Origin of the sequence: Streptacidiphilus sp. P02-A3a (assembly GCF_014084105.1) — a bacterium.
GTDB lineage: Bacteria > Actinomycetota > Actinomycetes > Streptomycetales > Streptomycetaceae > Streptacidiphilus.
The window spans coordinates 9,156,330-9,176,930 of sequence record NZ_CP048289.1 but is presented as its reverse complement, the minus strand read 5'-3'; the positions used below and the strand labels follow the sequence as shown (position 1 = coordinate 9,176,930).

Genomic DNA, 20,601 nt, shown 5'->3' with positions numbered 1-20,601 from the left:
GGGTCCGCCGCCGGGGTGCCCGGAGCCAAGGGGTCGAAACGTGACCGACACGCAGATAGTCCAGGCGTACGCCGACGCCTGGACGCAGTCCATCGAGGCCGTCTCCGAGCTGGTGGCGCCGTTGACCGAGGGCGAGTGGAACCGCCCCACCGAGTGCCCCGGCTGGTCGGTACGCGATGTCGTCTCCCACGTGATCGCCATGGAGACGGAGCTGCTGGGTGATCCGCGTCCGATCCACACCCTGCCGAGCGATCTGCGGCACGTGGTCGACGAGTTCACCCGCTACTGCGAGGTGCCGGTGGACAAGCGCCGCTGCCACACCGGTCCGGAGATGACCGCCGAGCTGGAGTACACCGTCATCCGCCGCACCCGGGTGCTGCGCGGCGACCGCTACCAGCCGCTGGACGAGGTGCGCTGGCCGATGGGCCCGTACTCCCGCGACATCCCGTACCACCAGCTGCTGCGGACCCGGGTGTTCGACGTCTGGACCCATGAGCAGGACCTGCGCCGGGCGCTGCGGGCCCCCGGGGGGCTGGACTCCGCGGCGGCCGTGATCACCCGCGACTACCTGGTGGAGATGCTGCCGAAGGCGGTCGCCAAGCTGGCCGGCGCGCCCGCCGGGAGCACCGCGGTCTTCGACGTCGGCGGCCCGCTGGAGTTCATGCGCACGGTCCGGGTGGACGCCGACGGCCGGGGCAGCGTGGACGCCCGGGTGACCCTGGCCCCGTCCGTGTCGCTGTCCCTGGACTGGGAGGCCTTCGCCCGGCTGACCTGCGGTCGGATCCCGGCGGCCGGGGCCGAGGTGAAGGTCGAGGGCGACCAGGAGCTGGCCGGGCGGATCCTGGACAACCTGGCGGTCACCCCCTGACCGGCTCGGTTCCGCCGGGCGGGCGGTGCAGCCCGAGCTCCGCCTCCCGGCGGGCGGCGGGGGCGCGCAGCCGCAGGATCTGGGTCAGCCCCAGCGCCATCGGCAGGTACAGCACGCAGAAGGCCAGCCGGAAGGCGTGCGGGGTGTAGTCGTCCCCGCCGCCGGGGGTCAGCAGGTCCAGCACCAGGCCGATGCCGAACAGCGCGAGTACGGCGGCGATGAAGCCGCCCATGTTGACGATCCCGGAGGCGGTGCCGATCCGCTCCGGCGGGTTCACCGGCCGGGCGTAGTCGAGGCCGACCAGCGAGGCCGGGCCGTTGCTGCCGAGGACCAGCACCAGCACCAGCAGCAGCCACATCGGCACGTGCGGACCGGGCCAGGCCAGCACCACGGCCCAGATCCCGCCGGTGCCCAGGACCACCGTGAACACCAGCGGGTTGCGCACCGCCGGGTGACGTGAGACCAGCCGTCCGAAGAGCAGGGCGAAGCCCATGCTGGCCACGATGATCAGCGAGAGCAGTCCGGCGGCGGTGGCCCGGGACTCGCCCTGGCCCTCCATCAGGAACGGCATCCCCCAGAGCAGCAGGAAGGCGGCGGCGGGGAAGGCGGTGGTGAAGTGCACCCACAGCCCGAGCCGGGTGCCGGGCTCCCGCCAGGCGCCCTTGATCTGCGGCAGCAGCGGTTGGCGTGGTGGCGCGCCCGGGGCATCCGCGGTCGCCGGGTCGGCCCGGGCGGTGCGGAACAGCGGGGCCCGGGCCGGGCTGTCCGGGGTCTCCCGCAGGAACAGCACCACCATGGCCAGCACCAGCACGCCCAGCAGCGCGGTGGTGGCGAAGGTCGGGGTCCAGCCCGCGCTGTGCAGCACCTGCGACAGCAGGGTGGTGCTGACCAGGTTGCCGACCGTGCCGACCAGTCCGGTGAGCTGGGCGATGAACGGGTTGCGCCGGTGCGGGAACCAGAGCGCGCCCACGCGCAGCACGCTGACGAAGGTCATCGCGTCGCCGCAGCCGAGCACCGCGCGGGAGATCAGCGCCGGGGTGAAGGCGGTGGCGAAGGCGAAGCCGAGCTGCCCGGCGGTGAGCAGCACCAGCCCGCAGCTGAGCACCCGGCGCGGCCCGAACCGGTCCACCAGCAGGCCGACCGGGACCTGCATCCCGGCGTAGACCAGCACCTGCAGGATCGCGAAGGTGGACAGCGCGGACGCGCCGATGCCGAACCGGCCGGCGGCGGCGATCCCGGCGACGCCGAGGCTGGTCCGGTGGACGACGGCGAGGGCGTAGACGCTGACGCCGATGGACCAGGCGAGCCAGGCCCGGCGTCCGCCGGGCGGATCCGTCCGGACGGCGACGGATCCGGCGGGGGCCTCGACGGTGGGTGAGGGGATGGCGGCGGCGGGGGACAGCGGCGGAGCAGGGTCGACAAACATGGTGCACTCATCCTATGGAAGGATGAATTTGCTCCCGCAGTCGGGTTATTTCAGCTGGTTACCGCCGCTTTGCCCTCAGTGGGAGTTGGCGTAGCTGTACAAGGTGAAGGTGTTCCGGGTGAAGATCGGGCTGTAGCTGATCCAGGAGTTCGGACCGCCGTACTCGTAGCCGCCGACCACGCCGATCACGTCGCCGCTGTTGGTCCCGCTGTTCAGGTGGATCAGCCAGGGGCTGCCGGAGGTGCCGGAGTAGTAGCCGGTGCACAGGAACTGCATCTGGGTGAGGCCGGTGAGCCTGCTGGTCCAGTTCCAGCAGGTGATCGCCTTGTCGGCGGGGGCGGACGAGACCGCCGGGTAGCCGGTGACCCCGGCCCAGTTGACGTAGCTCGGGGTGAGCGTGAGGACGTTGCTCCCGGTTACGTTCTGCAGCAGCCTCCCCCGGCTGTCCGGGGCGACCTTGGCGAAGGCGTAGTCGTAGTCGGTCCCGCTGCCGGTCGCCGCGTAGCGGCTGTCGGTGTAGACCGTCCTGATGTTCCAGATCCCGTACGGCTGGGTCCTGGCCCCGGCCTGGTAGTCCGGCACGAAGGCGGCCCAGGAGCCGGGGCGGCAGTGCGCCGCGGTGAGGATCATGCTCTTGCCGGGGCTGGTCACCACCGAGGCCGTGCAGTAGTGCGTGTTCAGGTTCTTGTCCGCGTACACCAGGATGCCGACCGAGGGCCGGGCGTTGTCGTAGGAGTGGCCGACCCCGGCCGGGAGTGCGGCGGCGGCCCGGACGGCGGCGGTGCGGGAGGAACCGGAGGCCTTGTCGGCCGGGGCGCCGGTGGCCGCGTCCACCGGGGTCGCCGCGGCGAGCCGGGCCGGGGTCCAGAACCGCTGTAGCGCGGCGGCCGACACGGTTCCCAGCCGCGCCTGACGCGGCGCGGGTATCGAACCGGTGGCCACCGCGGGTATCCGCTCGGACCGCGCCGGGTCTGCGGACGGGCCCGAGGACTGGGCCGAGGCCAGCGGCGACAGCGTCGCCAGCAGCGCCCCCACCAGGGCCGCCCCGCCCACCGCCGACCAGACAGCGGTCCGTCTGCGCCTGTGCCTCAACTGACTCTCCCCCGACCCGGTCCAAAAGATCGTTCGAATGTACCAGGGGATGTACGAGGGTCGCGTGGGGCCCTGAGGAGGCCCGGAGCTCCTCGGGACCAGCGGAACTGAGGGAGGGTCAGGCGTGCACCACCCAGCTGACGGTCTCGGTCATCCGGTCCCGGCGGAAGGCCTCGTCGCGCAGCCACGGGGTGGTGTCCTCGACGGTCGCGCTGACCTGCGCCCAGCGCCCGGCGGCCAGGCCCAGCCGGGAGGTGTCCAGCCGGTCGCCGTGGACGGCCGGGTTCGGGGCCCTGCGTCCGTCGATGGTCCAGGTCACCGCCAGCTGCCTGGGGCCGACCAGCGGCACCGGGAAGACCCGCAGCGTCCGGGGGCGGCTGACCACGCCGGGGCCCGGGTCCATCCGGTCGACCGGCCGGACCTGCCGGTAGAAGGCCTCGATCAGCGCCTCGCGCGAGGGCAGGTTGTAGACGCCGCCGAGGGTCCGCATGATCGAGTCGCGGGTCGGCCGGTACAGCCCGTTGCCGCTCGGGTAGGCGCCCACGGTGCCGCCGGTCGGGTCGGCCGCGCCCAGCCAGCGCCACCACTTCGACTGCTCCCGGCGCATGGTGGCGGCGTCCTCGGTGGCCAGGTTGGGGTAGTCGGCGTCCGCCGGCGCGGCGTCGTACTCGTCGCCGAGGGCGCCGATCGAGTGGCCGAACTCGTGCTGGACGATCTGCGCGGCGTTCGGCGAGCCCGCCGAGAGGGTGGCCATCCCGTCCCCGCCCTCGCCGCCGTAGGAGCCGGAGTTGGCCAGCGCCACCACGTACTGGCCGTCGCCGGAGCCGCCGGTGTAGCGGCCGATCGCCTGGGCGTCGGCGCAGAGCAGCCGGGCGATGCCGTCGCAGCCGAAGTGCATGCCCAGCGGCGAGCCCGAGCGGATCCCGGACTGCGGCGAGGCCAGGTCGAGCCGGGTGACGTCGAAGAAGTGCTGGTAGCTGCGGAACGGCTCGACCTGGATCAGCGCCTGCCACACCGCCGCCGCCTGGGCGCGGTAGCGCGGCAGCTCGGCGGCGGTGTAGCCGTCCCCGAGCAGGAGGATGGAGATCCGCCTCGCCGGGTCGCCGTTGGACACCAGCGACCGGCTGCCGATCAGCCCCGGGCCCCCGCCCCGGCGGGCGGCGGTCGCGGCCTGCGGCGGCGCCAGCCCGGCCACGGCGGCCAGCAGCAGTAGCGCGACCGGCAGGGCGCTGGTACACGGGCGGGCCAGGGCGGTGATCCGGGCGCGGAAACGGCGCGTCGGTGGCATGGGCAGGTACTCCTCCGCTTAGTTGAACGGCGAAGGAGTACCCGGGTAGATCGTAGGATCAGCGGCCCGTCGGGGTGCTGTCACCCCGACGGGCCAGCCGCGGCCTCCGGTCAGCCCCAGCTGATCAGCCGCTTGGGCTGCTCCAGCACGGCGGCGGTGTCGGCCAGCACCCGGGAGCCCAGTTCCCCGTCGACCAGCCGGTGGTCGAAGGAGAGTGCCAGGGTGGTCACCCGGCGCGGTACCACCCGTCCCTTGTGCACCCACGGCAGCTCCCTGACCTGGCCGAAGGCCAGGATCGCGGCCTCGCCGGGGTTCAGGATCGGGGTGCCCGAGTCGACGCCGAAGACGCCGACGTTGGTGATGGTGACCGTCCCGCCCTGCATGTCGGCCGGGGAGGTCCGCCCCTCCCTGGCCGTCTCGATCAGCGTGGTCAGCGACCCCGCCAGCTGCGACAGCGTCTGCGAACCGGCGTCCTTGATGTTCGGGACGATCAGCCCGCGCGGGGTGGCGGCGGCGATGCCGAGGTTGACCCGGCCCTTGTGGACGATCTCCTGGTTGGCCTCGTCCCAGCTGGCGTTGATCTCCGGGTGGCGCCGGATCGCGGTCAGCAGCGCCTTGGCGACCAGCAGCAGCGGGCTGACCCGCACCCCCGCGCCCAGCTCGCCGGTCTCCTTGAGCCGGGCCACCAGCTTCATCGTGCGGGTGACGTCCACCTGCACCCACTCGGTGACGTGCGGCGCGGTGAACGCCGAGGCCACCATCGCGGCGGCGGTGGCCTTGCGGACACCGCGGATCGGCACCCGCAGGTCGGCACCGCCGACCGGCACGGCGCTGACCGGGGCCGCGGCCGGAGCCGGAGCCGCGGCCGGTTCCGCGGCCGGTTCCGCGGCCGGGGCGGCGACCAGGGCGTACACGTCGTCGCGGGTGATGGTGCCGTTCGGGCCGGTGGGGGTGACCGTGCGCAGGTCCACGCCCAGGTCCTTGGCGAGCTTGCGCACCGGCGGCTTCGCCAGCGGCCGGGCGGTCCCGTCGGTCTCGGCGACCGCGACCGGGGCCGGGCTCGGGGCCGGGCTCGGGACCGCCGCCGGGGCGGGCGGCGCGGCGACCGGGGCGGGCGCGGCCACCGGAGTCGCCACCGGAGTCGCCACCGGCGCCGCGGTCGGGGCGGCCTTGCGGGCGCGGCGCTGCACCGTGCCGGTGCGCGGGCCGTAGCCGACCAGCACCTCGCGGCGGGCGGGCTCGGCCTCGGCCTCGGCCGGTTCCGCCGCCGGAGCCGCCGGAGCCGGCTCGGCCGCGGCCTCCCCGGCCACCGCCACGCTGATGATCACCTGGCCGACGTCGACCGTGGTGCCCTCGCCGTAGAACAGCTCGCGGACCACCCCGTCGAACGGGATCGGCAGCTCGACCGCCGCCTTGGCGGTCTCCACCTCGCAGACGACCTGTCCGTCGGTGACCGCGTCGCCGGGCTTGACGTACCAGGTGAGGATCTCGGCCTCGGTCAGCCCCTCGCCCACGTCGGGCATCTTGAACTGACGCAGGGACTCTTTGGTGGTGCTCATGATGGTCTCCTCACACCCTCAGAAGGCCAGGGCGCGGTCGACAGCGTCGAGCACCCGGTCCAGGTCGGGCAGGAAGGCGTCCTCCACCCGGGACGGCGGGTACGGGGCGAAGTAGCCGCCGACCCGGAGCACCGGAGCCTCCAGCGAGTAGAAACAGCGCTCGGTGATCCGCGCCGCCAGCTCCGCGCCCATGCCCAGGAACACCGGGGCCTCGTGCACGACCACGGCGCGGCCGGTGCGCTTGACCGACTCGGCCAGGGTGTCGAAGTCGACCGGGGAGAGCGAGCGCAGGTCGACGACCTCCAGCTGCTGGCCGTCCTCGGCCGCGGCGGCCGCCGCCTCCAGGCAGAGCTTGACCATCGGGCCGTAGGCGATCAGGGTCAGGTCGCGCCCGGGCCGGGCGATCCGGGCCTGGTGCAGGCCCAGGTCCGGGGTGCCGGACGGGTCCAGCGCGGCCTTGTCCCAGTAGCGCCGCTTGGGCTCCAGGAAGACCACCGGGTCGTCCGAGGCGATCGACTGCCGCAGCATCCAGTAGGCGTCCGCCGGGTTCGACGGCGCGACCACCTTGAGTCCGGCGGTGTGCGCGAAGTACGCCTCGTGCGACTCGCTGTGGTGCTCGACCGCGCCGATGCCGCCCGCGAACGGGATCCGGATGGTGACCGGGAGCTTGATCTGCCCCAGCGCCCGGGCGTGCATCTTCGCCAGCTGGGTGACGATCTGGTCGAAGGCCGGGTAGACGAAGCCGTCGAACTGGATCTCCACCACCGGGCGGTAGCCGCGCAGCGCCAGGCCGATCGCGGTGCCGACGATGCCGGACTCGGCCAGCGGGGTGTCGATCACCCGGCTCTCGCCGAAGTCCTTGTGCAGCCCGTCGGTGACCCGGAAGACGCCGCCGAGACGGCCGACGTCCTCACCCATCACCAGGGTCTTCGGGTTCTCGTCCAGGGACCGCCGCAGCGCCTCGTTGAGGGCCTTGACCATGGTGAACTGTTCGGCGGCCATCAGGCGTTCTCCCCCTTGTCCGTGCCCGCGTCGGTGAACGAGGCGGCGTAGGCCAGGTAGCCCTCGCGCTCCTCGTCGACCAGCGCGTGTCCCTCCGCGTACACGTGCTCGAAGATCGAGGACGGGTCCGGGTCGGGCATGCTGCGCACGCCCTCGCGTACCCGGCGGGCCAGCTGCTCGCTCTCGGCCTCGACCGACTCCAGGAACTCGCTGTCCGCCCAGCCCTCGCGCAGCAGGTACGCCTTGACCCGCTCGATCGGGTCCTTCAGCCGCCAGGACTCCAACTCGTCGGCGATCCGGTAGCGGGTCGGGTCGTCCGAGGTGGTGTGCGCGCCCATGCGGTAGGTGAAGGCCTCGACCAGGGTCGGGCCCTGGCCGCTGCGGGCCCGCTCCAGCGCCCAGCGGGTGACCGCGAGCACCGCCAGCACGTCGTTGCCGTCGACCCGGACGCCGGGGAAGCCGAAGCCCGAGGCGCGCTGGTACAGCGGCACCCGGGTCTGCTTCTCGGTCGGCTCGGAGATCGCCCACTGGTTGTTCTGGCAGAAGAACACCACTGGCGCGTTGTAGACCGAGGCGAAGGTGAAGGCCTCGGACACGTCGCCCTGGCTGGAGGCGCCGTCGCCGAAGTAGGCGATCACCGCGTCGTCGCTGCCGTCCTTGGTGATGCCCATGGCGTAGCCGGTCGCGTGCAGCGTCTGCGAGCCGATGACGATGGTGTACAGGTGGAAGTTCTTCTCGTTCGGGTCCCAGCCGCCGTGGTTCACCCCGCGGAACATGCCCAGCAGGTTGAGCGGGTCCACCCCCTTGCACCAGGCGACGCCGTGCTCGCGGTAGGTGGGGAAGGCGTAGTCGGAGGGGCGCATCGCGCGTCCGGAGCCGACCTGGGCCGCCTCCTGGCCGAGCAGCGAGGCCCACAGGCCGAGCTCGCCCTGCCGCTGCAGTGAGGTCGCCTCGGCGTCGAAGCGCCGGACCAGGACCAGGTCCCGGTAGATCGAGCGGAGCTCCTCCGGAGTGGTCTCCACGGAGAAGTCCGGGTGCTCCCGCCGCTCACCTTCGGGGGTCAGCAGCTGGACCAGGTCCGGTGGGCCGGACTCGGCAGGGGTTCCGTGGTCGCCGGGGGCAGCCTTCGGCGCCCCCGTCTTGCGCTTGACGGTCACGTTCACTCCTCGCGGTCTCTCCGGCGTCCGGGGTTGCCGGCAACCGGTCCGGTCGCCCTCTCCAATGCTCTTCACGCGGGGTGTGCGGAAGGGTTGTGAGGATCGTCGGTAGGTGTGCCCTGATCCTGCATGAGAACGTTACCCAGCGGAAGCCCCCAGTGCTTCTGTCCTAGGACGTCCACGTACCTCTCCGCCTCGGCAGATCGGGTCATATCCGGACAATTCGGAGCGTCGTTACGGCGTGTTTGTGTCAATCTGGTGCAATGACACAAGACGGACGTATCCGGGTCTTCCTGGTGGACGACCACGAGGTGGTCCGCCGGGGCGTCCAGGAGGTGCTGTCCGTCGACGGCGGGGTCGAGGTCGTCGGCGAGGCCGGGACGGTGGCCGAGGCGCTGGCCCGGATCCCCGCCGCCCGCCCGGACGTGGCGGTGCTGGACGTCCGGCTGCCGGACGGCAGCGGGGTGGACGTCTGCCGGGAGATCCGCATCCGGCAGCCCGAGGTCAAGTGCCTGATACTGACCTCCTACTTCGACGACCAGGCGCTGTTCGACTCGATCATGGCGGGCGCGTCCGGCTATGTGCTGAAGTCCATCCGGGGTCCTGACCTGCGGTCCGCGGTGCGGGACGTGGCCGCAGGGCGGTCGCTGCTGGACCCGGCGGCCACCGGCCGGGTGCTGGCCCGGCTGCGCGGCGGCGAGGCCGGGCCCGACCCCCGGCTGACCGCGCTCGGCCCGCAGGAGCGGCGGATCCTCGACCTGATCGGGGAGGGGATGACCAACCGGCAGATCGGCCTGGAACTGCACCTGGCGGAGAAGACGGTGAAGAACTACGTCTCCGGGCTGCTGTCCAAGCTCGGCATGGAGCGCCGCACCCAGGCCGCCGCCTACGTCGCCAAACTGCACGCCGAGGAACGCTCCCAACCGCCTTGATCAGTAGGCGTACCATCGGCCCGTGACACAGGGTCGGACCGCTCTGGCGGCAGTGGCAGCGGGGACCGAAACGCGGTCGGTACAGGGGATTCCGGTGGGCGCGGTGCTGCGGCGCTACCAGGACGTCATCGCGAGCTCCGCCGAACGGGTGAGCCAGGGGCTGCTGAACCGGGGGCTGCGGATCACCGGTCCGGGTGGCGGCTACTTCCTCAAGCAGTACCTGGACGACGCCGGCCACGCGTCCAGCGGCGCCCTGGCCGCCCAGCACCGGGCCGTCGCCGGGCTGCGCGACCTCGGCCTGCCGGTGGTCCCGCCGCTGGCCGCCCGCGACGGGCGGACCTTCGTGCTGCTGCGCGGACGCCGGTACGCGCTGTTCCCCTGGGTCGAGGGAGAGCACCGCTCCGGCACCGCTCTCGAACCAGAGCAGTGCTCTGCCCTCGGAGCACTGCTCGGCCGGGTGCACACCGCTCTCGCCCAGCTGCACCCGCCCGTCCCGCAACCGCCGCCGCAGCCCAGCGCCGACCCGGCGCAGACCCGGCGGACCATCGTCGGACTCCAGGCGCTGGCCCGCGACCGGGACCCGCAGGAGCCCATCGACGCCCTGGCCCGGCGACGGCTGCGCGAGCGGCTCGACCTGCTGGACGCGCACGGCCACCGCCGACCCGCCGCCGACGCCGCCCCGCCCACCGGCTGGGTGCACGGCGACTTCCACCCGCTGAACCTGCTCTACCGCGGCCAGGAACCGGTCGCCGTGCTCGACTGGGACCGGCTCGGCCTCAAGCCCCGCACCGAGGAGGCGGTCCGCGCCGCCACCCTGTTCTTCAACCACCCCGACACCGGCGTGCTCGACCTGAACCGGGTCCGCCGCTACGCCCGCGCCTACCGCGAGGCCTCCGGCAGCAGCCCGGAGGAGGTCGCCGCGGGCGTGCACCGGGTGTGGTGGGAACGCCTGAACGACTTCTGGATGCTCCGCTGGCGCTACCAGCGCCGGGACCTGCGGGTGGACCCGCTGTTCCCGGCCGCCGCCGCCCAGATCGCCTGGTGGTGCGAGGAGTACGAGCAGGTCCTCGACGCCTGCGTGAACTGACCCCGGACCACGGGCCCCGACCGCCCCCCGGCTACTGCGTGTTGCCGGGCGGCACGCTGTGCGTGCCGCCCGCCTGCCCGCTGGCCGAGGCACTGCTGCTGACCGAGCCGCCGTCGGACGGGGTGACGCTCTCGGACGCGGTCGTCGACGGGGTCGTCGACGGCGTCAGCGACGGCGAGGGGCTCAGCGACGGCGACGGGCTCAGCGACGGCGACGGGCTCACCGGCGGCGGCGGCGAGTACACCGGCTGGCTGTACGTGTCGCTCGGGGTGACGCTCGCCGAGGGGGAGGTGGTCGGCGCCGGGCTGCTCGGCTGCCCGGTGTCGGTGGGCGTGTTCGACACGCTCGGCGGGGTCACCGGTGTGGGCGTGCCGGAGCTGCCCGAGCCGCGCATCGCCAGCGCCACCCCGACCGTGATCGCCGCGATCGCGACCAGCACCGCGATCACCGCGAACACCGCCCGGCGGCTGTTGCGCTCGTCGCGCCCGTCGTCGTACGGGTCCTCGTAAGCGGTGGCGCCACCGCCGCCCCCGCCGCGGTTCGGCGGCATCGGGGTGCCCAGGGCCGGGGTCAGCCCGTTGCTGACGGTGCCCATCGGGGTGGTGTAGCCGTTCGGGTCGCCGATCCGGGTCGCGCCCATCGCGCCCGTCGCGCCCAGGGCGCCGATGGCACCGGCCCCGCCGGACGGCAGCGCCTCGGTGACCGCGGTGCCCTGGTGCATGGTGCGCAGCATGTGCTGCACGTGCGCGCGCATCTCGTCGGCGCTCTGGAACCGGTCGTCCGGGTCCTTCGCCAGCGAGCGCAGCACCAGCGCGTCCAGCATCGCCGGGACCCGCCCGTTGGCCTGCGACGGCGGCACCGGGGCGTCCTGGACGTGCTGGTAGACCACCGACAGCGGCGTGTCACCGGTGAACGGCGGTCGCAGCGTGAGCAGTTCGTACAGCATGCAGCCGGTGGCGTACAGGTCCGAGCGGTGGTCGACCGCCTTGCCCAGGGCCTGCTCCGGCGACAGGTACTGCGGCGTGCCCATCACCATGCCGGTCTGGGTCATGGTGCTGGTGGCCCCGGTGAGCGCGCGGGCGATGCCGAAGTCCATCACCTTCACCGCACCGGTGTTGGTGATGATGACGTTGGCGGGCTTGATGTCCCGGTGCACGATGCCGTGCCGGTGGCTGTAGGCCAGCGCCTCCAGGATCCCGGCGGTGATGATCAGCGCCTGGTCGACCGGCGGCGGCTCCTCGCTCTGCAGCAACTCGCGCACCGTGTGGCCCTCGACCAGCTCCATCACGATGTACGGGACGGTCTCCTGGCCGTGCGCCTCCTCGCCGGTGTCGTAGACGGCCACGACGGCGTGGTGGTTCAGCGAGGCCACGGCGTGGGCCTCGCGGGTGAACCGCATCCGGGCGATGGCGTCCTCGGCCAGGTCCGGGCGGAGCACCTTGATCGCCACGGTCCGTCCCAGGCGGGCGTCCTGGGCCCCGAAGACCTCCGCCATGCCGCCCCGGCCCAGCCGCCGGGTCAGCCGGTAGCGGCCGTCGCCGAACACGCTGAGCCCGCCGGTGGAGGTGATCTGCTGCTGCTGGGGCGGCTGTTGGCCCGGCGCGACCGGCTGCTCCCAGTTCGCGCCCGGGTCCTGCTGCTGCGCCCGCTGGTCCGGCCCGGTGGGCTGGTGCTGCGACAGCCGCCGGGTCTCCGGCCGCGGCGGTTCCGGCAGGACGGGGCTGCCCTGGGCGGCTGTCACATCGTCGTCGCCACTGTAGGGTGCCGAGGAGTCACGCTGCGCATCCGACTCGTCTGCGCCGCTGGCGTGCTCGTTGTCTGCCATTACTCTCCGCCGTCGGTCATCCGTCTGTGCACCCGGTGTCGCCGGGCTGGTCACCCACTGTGTACTCTGCGCCGTCCGCGCGGGTCTTCAGAGCACGCTACCGGTTTCTCGGCGCACGCGTGGTGGCCGGACCGTCCGCCCGCCACCGCGCGGCCGCTCAGCCGAGGGACGCCGCCGCCGCTCCGCTCGCACCGAACTCCCCGCTCACCGTGGCCACCGGGGCGGTTCGGCCGAGGCCGCTGCCGCTGGGGTCGTTGGTCTGATGTTGGGCCGCCAGCGCCCCGATCAAGCCGATCAGCAGGATGATGCCGACGATCACGCCGATGATGATGGCCGCGATCCCGCAGCCGCGCCCGGCGCTGTTCCCCGGCCGCGCCGGTGGCACCGGTACCGGCACCGGGGCCGGTCGGTTCCTCACCGGCTGCGGCATCGGCCGCGGACCGGGACGCTGCGGCGCGGGCCGGTACGGCGGCGGGGTCTGCTGGCTCGGCCGGGGGGCGTACGGCGGTGGCGTCCGCGCGGGCTGCGGCTGCGGCCTCGGCGTCTGGTACTGCGGACGCTGCTGGTAGCCGGGGGGCTGCTGCGGCGGCACGCCCTGGCCGTACGGCGGCGGGCCCTGCGGCACCGCCTGCTGCTGGCCGGTGTACGGCTGGCCGGTGAACTGCCCGTTGGGGTAAGGCGGGTTGGGGTACTGCTGGCCGCCGAAGCGCGGCGGCATCGGCTGCTGCGCCATGGACGGGTAGGGCTGCTGCGGGGCCGGAGGCGGAGTCCCCAACTGCCCCTGGGCCTGCGGGAACATCGCGTTCGCGCCGGAGCCGCCGACGCCCGGCGCGCCCGGTCCCCGGCCGTCGCCGATCACCTGCGGTACGCCGCTGCCCGCCGCGCCCGCCACCCGCTCGCACTCGGCGCGCATCGCGTCGGCGTCCGGGAAGCGGTGCGCCGGGTCCTTCCGCAGCGCGCGGGCGACCAGCGCGTCCACGCCGGGCGACACCGCCGCGTTGAAGCTCGACGGCGCCGGCGGGGTCTCCTGCACGTGCTGGTACGCCATCCCCAGCGCCGACTCCGACTCGAACGGCAGCCGCCCGGTGAGGAGTTCGAACAGCAGGCAGCCGACCGAGTACAGGTCGGAGCGGGCGTCCACGGACCGGCCCAGGGCCTGCTCCGGGGACAGGTACTGCGGCGTGCCGACCACCATGCCGGTCTGGGTCATCGAGGTCACGCCGGACTGCATGGCACGGGCGATGCCGAAGTCCATCACCTTGACCACGCCGCGGTTGGTCACCATGACGTTCGCGGGTTTGATGTCGCGGTGCACCAGGCCCTGTTCGTGCGAGGCCGCGAGCGCGGCCAGCACCTCGCCGGTGATCCGCAGCGCCCGGTCGGTGGGCATCGCGCCGTGCTGGGATATGTCCTTGCGCAGCACCGAACTGAGGGTCGAGCCCTCGACGTACTCCATCACGATGAAGGGGACGAGCACCCCGTCCTCGTTCAGGTCCTCGCCACTGTCGTGCACCTGCACGATGTTGGCGTGGTTGAGCCGGGCCACCGCCTGCGCCTCGCGCCGGAAACGCTCGCGGAAGGACGGCTCGCGGCTCATCTCACCGAGCATGGTCTTGATCGCCACCGGGCGGTCCAGCACCGTGTCGTCGGCGAGATGGACGGTCGCCATGCCGCCCTGGCCGAGCAGATCCCGCAGCGTGTAGCGGCCATGGCCGACCGTTCGCGCCGCGCCGCCGCCATCGCTGCCCTGCACACTCATCTCAGCTTCTCTTCCCCCGGGCGCGCGCAGACGCATGCCAGCGACCGGCGCCTGTCGCGTACCAGGACGCAAGGCTATCGGGCGGCGCCGACAATCGTCGCGGGGGTTCCGCACACGATTCGGTACCGACCGAACGAAACTGACCCGGCCACAGCCCGGAACAGGTTCACCCGCAGGGGTGATGGTGGGGCCGCAGGCCTGGCTGCGCTGCTGCCTGGATGTCCTAGGACGTCCAGTGAGGTCCTTGAGGTTCCAGAGACAGGGACCGGAGGTACGGGACCGGAGGTCTAGAGGTAGGGACCGGAGCGGAGCGGCCCCTGGCCGTCGTCGTCCTCCTCGCCGGAGCCCGCGGCGCCGGGCGGCAGCGCCCGCCGCATCTGCTCCAGCTGGGCGCGGGCGGCCATCTGCTGGGCGAACAGCGCGGTCTGGATGCCGTGGAACAGCCCTTCGAGCCAGCCCACCAGCTGCGCCTGGGCGATCCGCAGCTCGGCCTCGCTGGGGATGGCCTCCTCGGTGAAGGGCAGCGACAGCCGCTCCAGCTCCTCCACCAACTCCGGTGCCAGACCGGCCTCCAGCTCCTTCACCGAACTGGCGTGGATCTCCTTCAGCCGGACCCGGCTGGCCTCGTCCAGCGGCGCCTGGCGGACCTCCTCCAGCAGCTGCTTGATCATGCTGCCGATGCGCATGACCTTGGCGGGCTGCTCCACCATCTCCGTGATCGGCAGTTCGCGGGACTCGCCCCCACTGCCGCCGCCCACCCCGCTGGTCGGGAGGCCCCCGACGGGCATCCCGTCGGGACCGACGATCAGGACCTGGGGGCCGTCTTCCGGCCGCGCGTTCATCGGCATGTTCATAGTCGCCATTGTCTCCCACCCGGGCCCGCTGGGGGGCCGCGCCCCGGCTAATCGACCGAGTCGGATGGTCGCGTCGCAGGTCAGAGCCGACGCAGCCGCCAGCCGAGCAGGGCCGCTCCGGCCCCGATCAGGGCCAGACCCACCCCCAGCGGCAGCAGCCGGTGCCGCAGCGTGCCGCCGTACCCGTTCGGTCCGGCCGGGGGCAGCGCCAGGTTCGCGGCCTGCGGGCTGGCCAGCGCGCGCGGATCGAGCGGCGGCGGACCGGCGCCCTCGGCCGGCCACGGCCGCTGCTGGTCCTGGCTGGTCACGGCGGCCGAGACCGCCTGGGCGGCAGCGGCGGCGTCGTTGGCGGCGGTGACCGAGGCCCGGGCGACGGTGGCGGCGAGGCTGACGTCCCCGGCCGGTGCCGGCTCCGTCTCCGCCGGATCGGGCGGGGCCGCTACCGAGCCGTCGTCGGCGTCGGTGCCGGCGTCGGCGTCGGTGCCGGGGCCGACGGCGGTGCCGGTGCCGACGGCGGACGGGTCCGGGAGGGGGTCGGCCGGGAGGGAGTCGGCCGGGCCGTCGTCCGGACCGGGGCCGGACGGTCGGCCGACCGGGTCCGCCGGGGTGCCCCGGCCCCCGGCCGCCGGGCCGCGCGGGAACAGCGGTTGCAGCACCGGGACCGGGAAGTCGGTCAGCGGACCCCCGGACGCGGCGGGCGGCTCGGCGCCGCCGGGATCCGGCGCCGGACGGGACGGCGCGGGCGGCGCGCCCGGGTCGGGCCCCGGGCCGGGATCCGACGGCGCGGGCGGTGCCACCGGCCGCTGCGGGCGGTCGGGGCGTTCCGGGCGGACCAGCCGGATCCGCCTGCCGTCGGGGAGCCGCAGCGGCAGCCCCGCCCCGGCGTACGGGTCGGGCTGGTGCCCGCCGCGCCCGGCGGGTTCGGCGGCGAGGGCCGCACCGGTCCCGGCGTCCAGGGCGGCTCCGGTGCCGAGCACGGTGAGGACGGCGAGGATGGTGAGGGCGGGTGCGCTGCGACGGGGAACGGCCACGGTCTCGCGTCCTCCAGGCCGGTACGGGCTCCTGATGGTCGATCTTCTAGAACACTCCCATATATCCTTAAAAGCAGCATTTCGGACATGCCGACAACGGGGTGCCTCCGCGGCCCGGTGGATCAGGGCTGCTCGCGCAGCAGCCCGGCCAGGACCCGGGTGACCAGGCGATCGAACAGCAGTTCCGCTGACTCCCGGGCGGCGCCGGTGCCGCCGTCCAGGGCGGCGGCCAGGTGCGGGTGCCGACCGGAACCGAGGGCCCGCGCCAGGTACTCCTGCTGCGCCTGCTGCCACTGCGGCAGGGTCCGCCCGGCCCGCCGCTGGGTGACCTCGGTCCGGCTCAGCGCCGCGACCACGGCGTCCAGCATGGCCAGCGCCTCCAGCTTGGTCCGCGCCGAGACCGGCAGCCCGGCCAGCGCGGCCAGGGCGTACTCCAACTGGGCGAGCGCGTGCGGCCCCAGCGGGCTCCGGGTGGCGGTCGCGTCGAGCAGCCAGGGGTGGCGCAGGTACAGCTCGCGCTTCTGCCGCGCCAGCGCGAGCAGGTCGTCGGGCCGTCCCCCGCCGCCGGGCGCCGGGCACCGGATCTCGCCGACCGCCTGGTCGATCATCAGTTCCAGCAGTTCCTCGCGGGTGGCCACATAGCGGTAGAGCGAGGCCGGCCCGGCCCCCAGGGCCTGGGCCACCGCCCGCATGGTGACGGCGGCCAGCCCGTCCCGGTCCGCCAGCGCCACTCCGGCGGCGGCCAGCCGGTCCCGGTCGAAGCCGGGCGCGGGCCCGCGCCCGGAGCGTTCCGGCCGCAGCCAGATGCTCTGCGCCTGCGCCTCGCCCACGGCCCCTCCTCCACTCCCTGCCGACGTTTCTGCGAACAGTGTATGCAGTGTCCCGGTGGCAGCGGTCAGTCAGCGGCGCGCGGCTCCCCGCTACCGCAGGTCGGCGAGGAGGCCGTCGAGGGCCGTGCGCAGCGCCTCGGAGTTGGCCGGGCCGAACCAGGTGCTGCGGATCCGTTCGTTGCTGCCGTGGGGAGTCTCGTGCTCGGCGGTGAGCTGCCGCAGGGAGCGGGTCCCGTCGCCCAGGGTGCGGCCGATGCCCTGGAAGAGCCCGCGGACGTAGCGGTCGGCCTGGTCGGCGGCGATGCCCTGGTCGACGGCCCACGAGGCGAGCGTGGCGAGGTACGCGTAGTGCGTGGTCAGCGTCCCGGTCAGGGTGGAGAGGACGTTGAAGGCCGCTTCGTCCGCGACCGGCAGTACCCCGCCCAGGCGGTCGAAGAAGGCGTCCACCACCGGGTGGGTCGGGTAGGTCACCGTGACCGAGCGGCGTTCACGAACGGTGGGCAGCGGGATGGCCCGTACCAGCGCGGCGTCGGTGGCCAGGGTCCGGCGCAGGTCGTCGGTGCCGACCCCGGCCATCACGTTGACCAGCACCTTGTCACCGGCCACGGTCAGCCCGGCGAGCGCGTCGTGCCGCTGCTGCCCGCGTACCGCGATGATCGTCAACTCCGAGCGGTCCAGCACCTCCTGGTTGTCGGCACAGACCCGCACGCCCTCGTGGCGCGCGGACAACTCCGCCGCGCCGCGGGCTCCCCGGGGGGAGAGGAAGACCTCCGGCGACTCGTCACCCCCGTCGCACAGCCCGGTCACGAGGGCCCGGCCGATCTCGCCCACTCCGATGATGCCGATGCGCCTGACGCCGATGCGCTTCACAGTCTTCCTCCGTGGTGCGTGGTGGTCGTGAACCTTGCTGCGGCCCACCCAGTACATCCGCCGCACGGCCCGCCCCGACACCCGCCGGTCGACCACCGGTCGGTGAACGTGACAGTGCGCCGCGGCAGTTGTGCCGCGACGCACTGTCGGTTCAGCCCTGTGCCGGTGTTACTTCTCGGCCGCCTGGTAGCCGGAGAGGTCGGCGATCACCGAGACCGTGGCACCGCCGTCGTAGATCTCGACACAGCCGTCGCTGCCGGTCCGGGTCAGCGTCATGTTGGCCACGGTCTGCCCGGCGGACCAGTTGACGTTGGAGGTGCCGGGACGGGTCGTGCCGTCCGGGTAGGCGGTCAGCCAGCCCTTCCCGGTACTGCCGGTGACGGTCAGGTTCAGCGCGGCGGCGACGCTGTCCGCCGGTCCGGGAACGCACACCTTGACCTGCTGGCCGTACCGCAGCGGCGTGCTCGGGACGCCGGAGCCGCCGCGGGTGTCCAGCAGGCGCTGGGGGGTGGGCAGCGAGACGAAACCGGTCAGCGAGTCGTCGGCGGTCGCGGTCCGGTAGTAGCCGACGAGGTCGACGACGAAGTCCGTGGCCGCCGGTCCGCTGTTGTGGATCGTGATCCGTCCGATTCCGTCGGCGACCACCGTGACCAGGTTCGACGTGTCCGTCCAGGGCGCCCAGTTCAGGTTCGACGTGGGCGGCAGGGTCTGCCCCGTGGTGTAGACGGTGGCGAAGCCGGAGCTGTGCTCGTCGGTGGCGGTCACGTTGACCTCCATGGTGTCGCCACCGGGCGCGGGCACCAGCGTGGACGGCACCGCGACGGTCACCGAACCGTTCGCCGGAACCTGCTTGTGCGTCCCGCGGGTGTCCAGGATGCGCGTCGGCGTCACCGGGTGGTACTCGACGCCCGGCTGGTACGCGTTGAACATGCCGTTGTAGCCCGCGATGTCGATCACGAGGTCGATCGGCCCGCTACTGCCGTTGTACACGTCGAAGTAGGCGCTGTGGGGGGAGAGCCGGACCGTGGCCTGGTTGGCGACCGTGTCCCCGGCCTCGAAGTTCAGCGTGGAGGTGTCGGGGCGGCTGACGCCGTCCGGGAAGACCGTGACGAACCCGGCCGCCTTGGTGTGGGTGACGGTGACGTTCAGCACCAGCGAGTCGACCGAGTACTCGGTGAGGACCCGCACGGTGCTGTGCGCGGGCACGCTGTCGTAGCCCTGGGGTCGGCTGTCGTACAGGCGCGTCGCGGGTGACTGCGGCAGCAGGTCCTCCCCGACCACCACGGTGGTGCTGCCGGTGGCGGTGCGGCCGAGCAGGTCGGTGGTGGTGACGGTGGCGTCGTACACGCCAGAACGGTATCCGTGCACGTTGTTCACCGGATCGGCGGCGTTCCAGGCCGCGCTCGTGCCGTCGCCGAAGGTGATCTGCGCGCTGCTGTACTGCCAGCCGCCGACAGCGGCGCCGGAGAGCGAGAACTGGTCCGAGCCGGACTCGGGCGCGCCGTTCGAGTTGCGCAGCGTGGCGGCGGTGAGCACCGGCCGGTCGACGGTCGCGGTGAGCACGTCCACGTCGCGGGTGCGGGCCGAGGCCATGCCGTCGGCGTTGGTGACGGTGAGGGTCGTGGCGTAGGCACCCGGCGCGGTGTAGGTGTGCGGGATCGCCGTGCCCACCGGGGCGGACTGTGCGGGGCTGCCGTCGCCGAAGTCCACCGTCATGGTGAGCGCCTCGCCCCACGCGGAGGTCGGGGCGGAGACGGGCTGCTCGTCCACGGCGGTACCGGCCGTGGTGACCAGGTTGCCCGGCTGGGAGAAGGCGAGGACGTCCTCGCGCTCGGTGACGCCGCGGTCGTAGTAGCTGAACGGGCCCGCCCCGGTGTCGGGGACGTCGGGGTCCTGCGCCCGCGGGTTGCCGCTCCAGTCGGTGCTGAGTTCGCCGGTGGCGCCGGAGTCCGCGGAGTCGGTCTCGGAGGCGACGGTGACGCCGTCGTGGGCGCCCTGGCCGGTCCAGGCGGTGAGCTCCGCCGGGGTCGTGTAGCTGGCACCGGCCCAGGAGTAGAGCGGTACGCCGGCGGTGGTGGGGATGACGGTGTTGTAGTCGCTCCTGACCGTCGCGTCGGAGTCCGCCGCCACGGAGATCGCGGGGCCGGTGCTCGCGCCCATGACGTTGTTCTCGATCGCGGCGGAGGAACCGCCGTCCACGGTGACCGCGGGCACCGCGCCGGATCCCAGGGCGTTGCTGGTGACGGCCGCGTTCACGGCGCCGTCCAGCCAGACCCTGCCGTGCGCGGTGGTGCCGCCGGTGGTGATCTCGTTGGTGGTGATGACCACGCGCTGGGAACCGGCCTCAGCGTGCACCGCGCTCGTGCCCCAGGCGGAGAGGAACGTGCTGCGCGACAGGGTGACGTCCGAGGAGGCGCCGTCCACGGTGACCCCGCTCCTGGCCGGGACGCCGGTGATGGTGGCCGACTCGCTGAGGATCAGGTGGTTCAGCGTGATGTTCTGCGAGCCGTCGACGTCGACGGCGTCCTGGCCCGACGCGGCGTTGATCCGGAGGTTGTCGACCGTCACGTAGTCGACCCCGTCCAGGGTCAGCGCGGCGCCCTGGGTGGTCGACCCCAGCGTGGCGTCGCCGTCGATGGTGATCGGCGCGGCCGAGGTGCCGGAGTTCTTCAGCACGACCGGGCCCTGGTAGGGCGTGCTGGACGGGAAGAGCTGAATGGTCTGCCCGGCCCGCACCACGTCGGCCGCGGCCTGGACGGTGCAGAAGGGCACGGCCGCGCTGCCCGCGCCGGGCGCGGTGTTGCTGCAACCGGTCGTGAAGTTGTTCACGTAGATCGTGCTGCCCGACGCCTGGTCGGCGTGGGCGGTGGTGGCCGTCAACCCGGCAACTGCCAGAGCCAGTACGGCGGGGACGGATGCGAGGCGTGCGGATCGCACAGCTTCCCCCTCATGACATGCGCTCCCGCAGATGGGAGCCGCGTCATGCTACGCGGGCGCACACGGGGGGAAAACCGGCAGATC

16 protein-coding genes are annotated in these 20,601 nt (G+C 73.3%); 3 read left to right on the top strand and 13 right to left on the bottom strand.

The genetic code is table 11. The annotated features are described in order from the left end of the window. Positions 1-40 precede the first annotated feature (40 nt). A complete protein-coding gene (locus tag GXP74_RS39165) occupies positions 41-868 on the top strand; it encodes a maleylpyruvate isomerase family mycothiol-dependent enzyme (RefSeq protein WP_182455924.1) in 828 nt (275 codons plus the stop codon). Here the strand turns inward: GXP74_RS39165 and GXP74_RS39160 are convergent. The 6 genes from GXP74_RS39160 to pdhA all read right to left on the bottom strand — a co-directional run bounded on the left by GXP74_RS39160 (position 858) and on the right by pdhA (position 8,398). Next, entirely contained in the window at positions 858-2,294 is a 1,437-nt protein-coding gene (locus GXP74_RS39160) for a nitrate/nitrite transporter (protein ID WP_182455923.1), read from the bottom strand. The two genes, GXP74_RS39165 and GXP74_RS39160, sit on opposite strands and share 11 nt — an antisense overlap. Positions 2,295-2,369: 75 nt before the next feature. Continuing rightward, entirely contained in the window at positions 2,370-3,386 is a 1,017-nt protein-coding gene (locus tag GXP74_RS39155) for a serine protease (protein ID WP_182455922.1), read from the bottom strand. A gap of 118 nt (positions 3,387-3,504) precedes the next feature. Then, a complete protein-coding gene (locus GXP74_RS39150) occupies positions 3,505-4,674 on the bottom strand; it encodes a M64 family metallopeptidase (RefSeq protein ID WP_182455921.1) in 1,170 nt (389 codons plus the stop codon). A 110-nt stretch (positions 4,675-4,784) separates the two neighbouring features. Then, on the bottom strand, positions 4,785-6,233 hold the full coding sequence (locus GXP74_RS39145; protein ID WP_182455920.1) for a dihydrolipoamide acetyltransferase family protein: 1,449 nt from the start codon (positions 6,231-6,233) through the stop codon (positions 4,785-4,787). Positions 6,234-6,251: 18 nt separating this feature from the next. Beyond that, a complete protein-coding gene (locus GXP74_RS39140) occupies positions 6,252-7,235 on the bottom strand; it encodes an alpha-ketoacid dehydrogenase subunit beta (RefSeq protein WP_182455919.1) in 984 nt (327 codons plus the stop codon). Further along, positions 7,235-8,398, bottom strand: coding sequence for a pyruvate dehydrogenase (acetyl-transferring) E1 component subunit alpha (gene pdhA, locus GXP74_RS39135; RefSeq protein WP_182455918.1), 1,164 nt, complete (start codon positions 8,396-8,398; stop codon positions 7,235-7,237). Before pdhA ends, GXP74_RS39140 begins: the two co-directional genes overlap by 1 nt. Positions 8,399-8,655: 257 nt before the next feature. Between pdhA and GXP74_RS39130 the strand changes: the two genes are divergently transcribed. Together GXP74_RS39130 and GXP74_RS39125 are read left to right on the top strand one after the other, a co-directional pair. Next, positions 8,656-9,324, top strand: coding sequence for a response regulator transcription factor (locus GXP74_RS39130; RefSeq protein ID WP_182455917.1), 669 nt, complete (start codon positions 8,656-8,658; stop codon positions 9,322-9,324). Positions 9,325-9,418: 94 nt separating this feature from the next. Further along, positions 9,419-10,411 carry a phosphotransferase enzyme family protein gene (locus GXP74_RS39125; RefSeq protein WP_370468517.1) on the top strand — a complete coding sequence of 331 codons (993 nt, stop codon included), beginning with the start codon at positions 9,419-9,421 and terminating at the stop codon, positions 10,409-10,411. A 31-nt stretch (positions 10,412-10,442) separates the two neighbouring features. On the opposite strand, the gene GXP74_RS39120 is transcribed toward GXP74_RS39125, so the two are convergent. The 7 genes from GXP74_RS39120 to GXP74_RS39090 all read right to left on the bottom strand — a co-directional run bounded on the left by GXP74_RS39120 (position 10,443) and on the right by GXP74_RS39090 (position 20,517). Further along, the gene (locus tag GXP74_RS39120; protein ID WP_225448503.1) at positions 10,443-12,236 is read right to left on the bottom strand and encodes a protein kinase; all 1,794 of its coding nucleotides are present in this window, start codon (positions 12,234-12,236) and stop codon (positions 10,443-10,445) included. A gap of 157 nt (positions 12,237-12,393) precedes the next feature. Next, positions 12,394-13,995, bottom strand: a complete 1,602-nt coding sequence (locus tag GXP74_RS39115) for a protein kinase (RefSeq protein WP_182455916.1) — start codon at positions 13,993-13,995, stop codon at positions 12,394-12,396. Positions 13,996-14,282: 287 nt separating this feature from the next. Continuing rightward, positions 14,283-14,849, bottom strand: a complete 567-nt coding sequence (locus tag GXP74_RS39110; protein WP_182455915.1) for a bacterial proteasome activator family protein — start codon at positions 14,847-14,849, stop codon at positions 14,283-14,285. Positions 14,850-14,929: 80 nt separating this feature from the next. Next, positions 14,930-15,880, bottom strand: a complete 951-nt coding sequence (locus tag GXP74_RS39105; protein ID WP_182455914.1) for a hypothetical protein — start codon at positions 15,878-15,880, stop codon at positions 14,930-14,932. Positions 15,881-16,002: 122 nt separating this feature from the next. Then, on the bottom strand, positions 16,003-16,710 hold the full coding sequence (locus tag GXP74_RS39100; RefSeq protein WP_225448502.1) for a TetR/AcrR family transcriptional regulator: 708 nt from the start codon (positions 16,708-16,710) through the stop codon (positions 16,003-16,005). 90 nt (positions 16,711-16,800) lie between these two features. Beyond that, positions 16,801-17,580, bottom strand: coding sequence for an NAD(P)-binding domain-containing protein (locus tag GXP74_RS39095; protein WP_225448501.1), 780 nt, complete (start codon positions 17,578-17,580; stop codon positions 16,801-16,803). 168 nt (positions 17,581-17,748) lie between these two features. Further along, positions 17,749-20,517 (bottom strand): PKD domain-containing protein, encoded by a 2,769-nt coding sequence (locus tag GXP74_RS39090; RefSeq protein ID WP_182455912.1) that lies wholly within the window; start codon positions 20,515-20,517, stop codon positions 17,749-17,751. Between the last annotated feature and the right edge of the window lie 84 nt (positions 20,518-20,601).

Coding starts and splice junctions, on each gene's coding strand:
- GXP74_RS39110 (WP_182455915.1), bottom strand. CDS start 14,849: ATGAACATGCCGATGAACGCGCGGCCGGAAGACGGCCCCCAGGTCCTG.
- GXP74_RS39150 (WP_182455921.1), bottom strand. CDS start 4,674: ATGCCACCGACGCGCCGTTTCCGCGCCCGGATCACCGCCCTGGCCCGC.
- GXP74_RS39160 (WP_182455923.1), bottom strand. CDS start 2,294: ATGTTTGTCGACCCTGCTCCGCCGCTGTCCCCCGCCGCCGCCATCCCC.
- GXP74_RS39115 (WP_182455916.1), bottom strand. CDS start 13,995: ATGAGTGTGCAGGGCAGCGATGGCGGCGGCGCGGCGCGAACGGTCGGC.
- GXP74_RS39140 (WP_182455919.1), bottom strand. CDS start 7,235: ATGGCCGCCGAACAGTTCACCATGGTCAAGGCCCTCAACGAGGCGCTG.
- GXP74_RS39145 (WP_182455920.1), bottom strand. CDS start 6,233: ATGAGCACCACCAAAGAGTCCCTGCGTCAGTTCAAGATGCCCGACGTG.
- GXP74_RS39120 (WP_225448503.1), bottom strand. CDS start 12,236: ATGGCAGACAACGAGCACGCCAGCGGCGCAGACGAGTCGGATGCGCAG.
- GXP74_RS39130 (WP_182455917.1), top strand. CDS start 8,656: ATGACACAAGACGGACGTATCCGGGTCTTCCTGGTGGACGACCACGAG.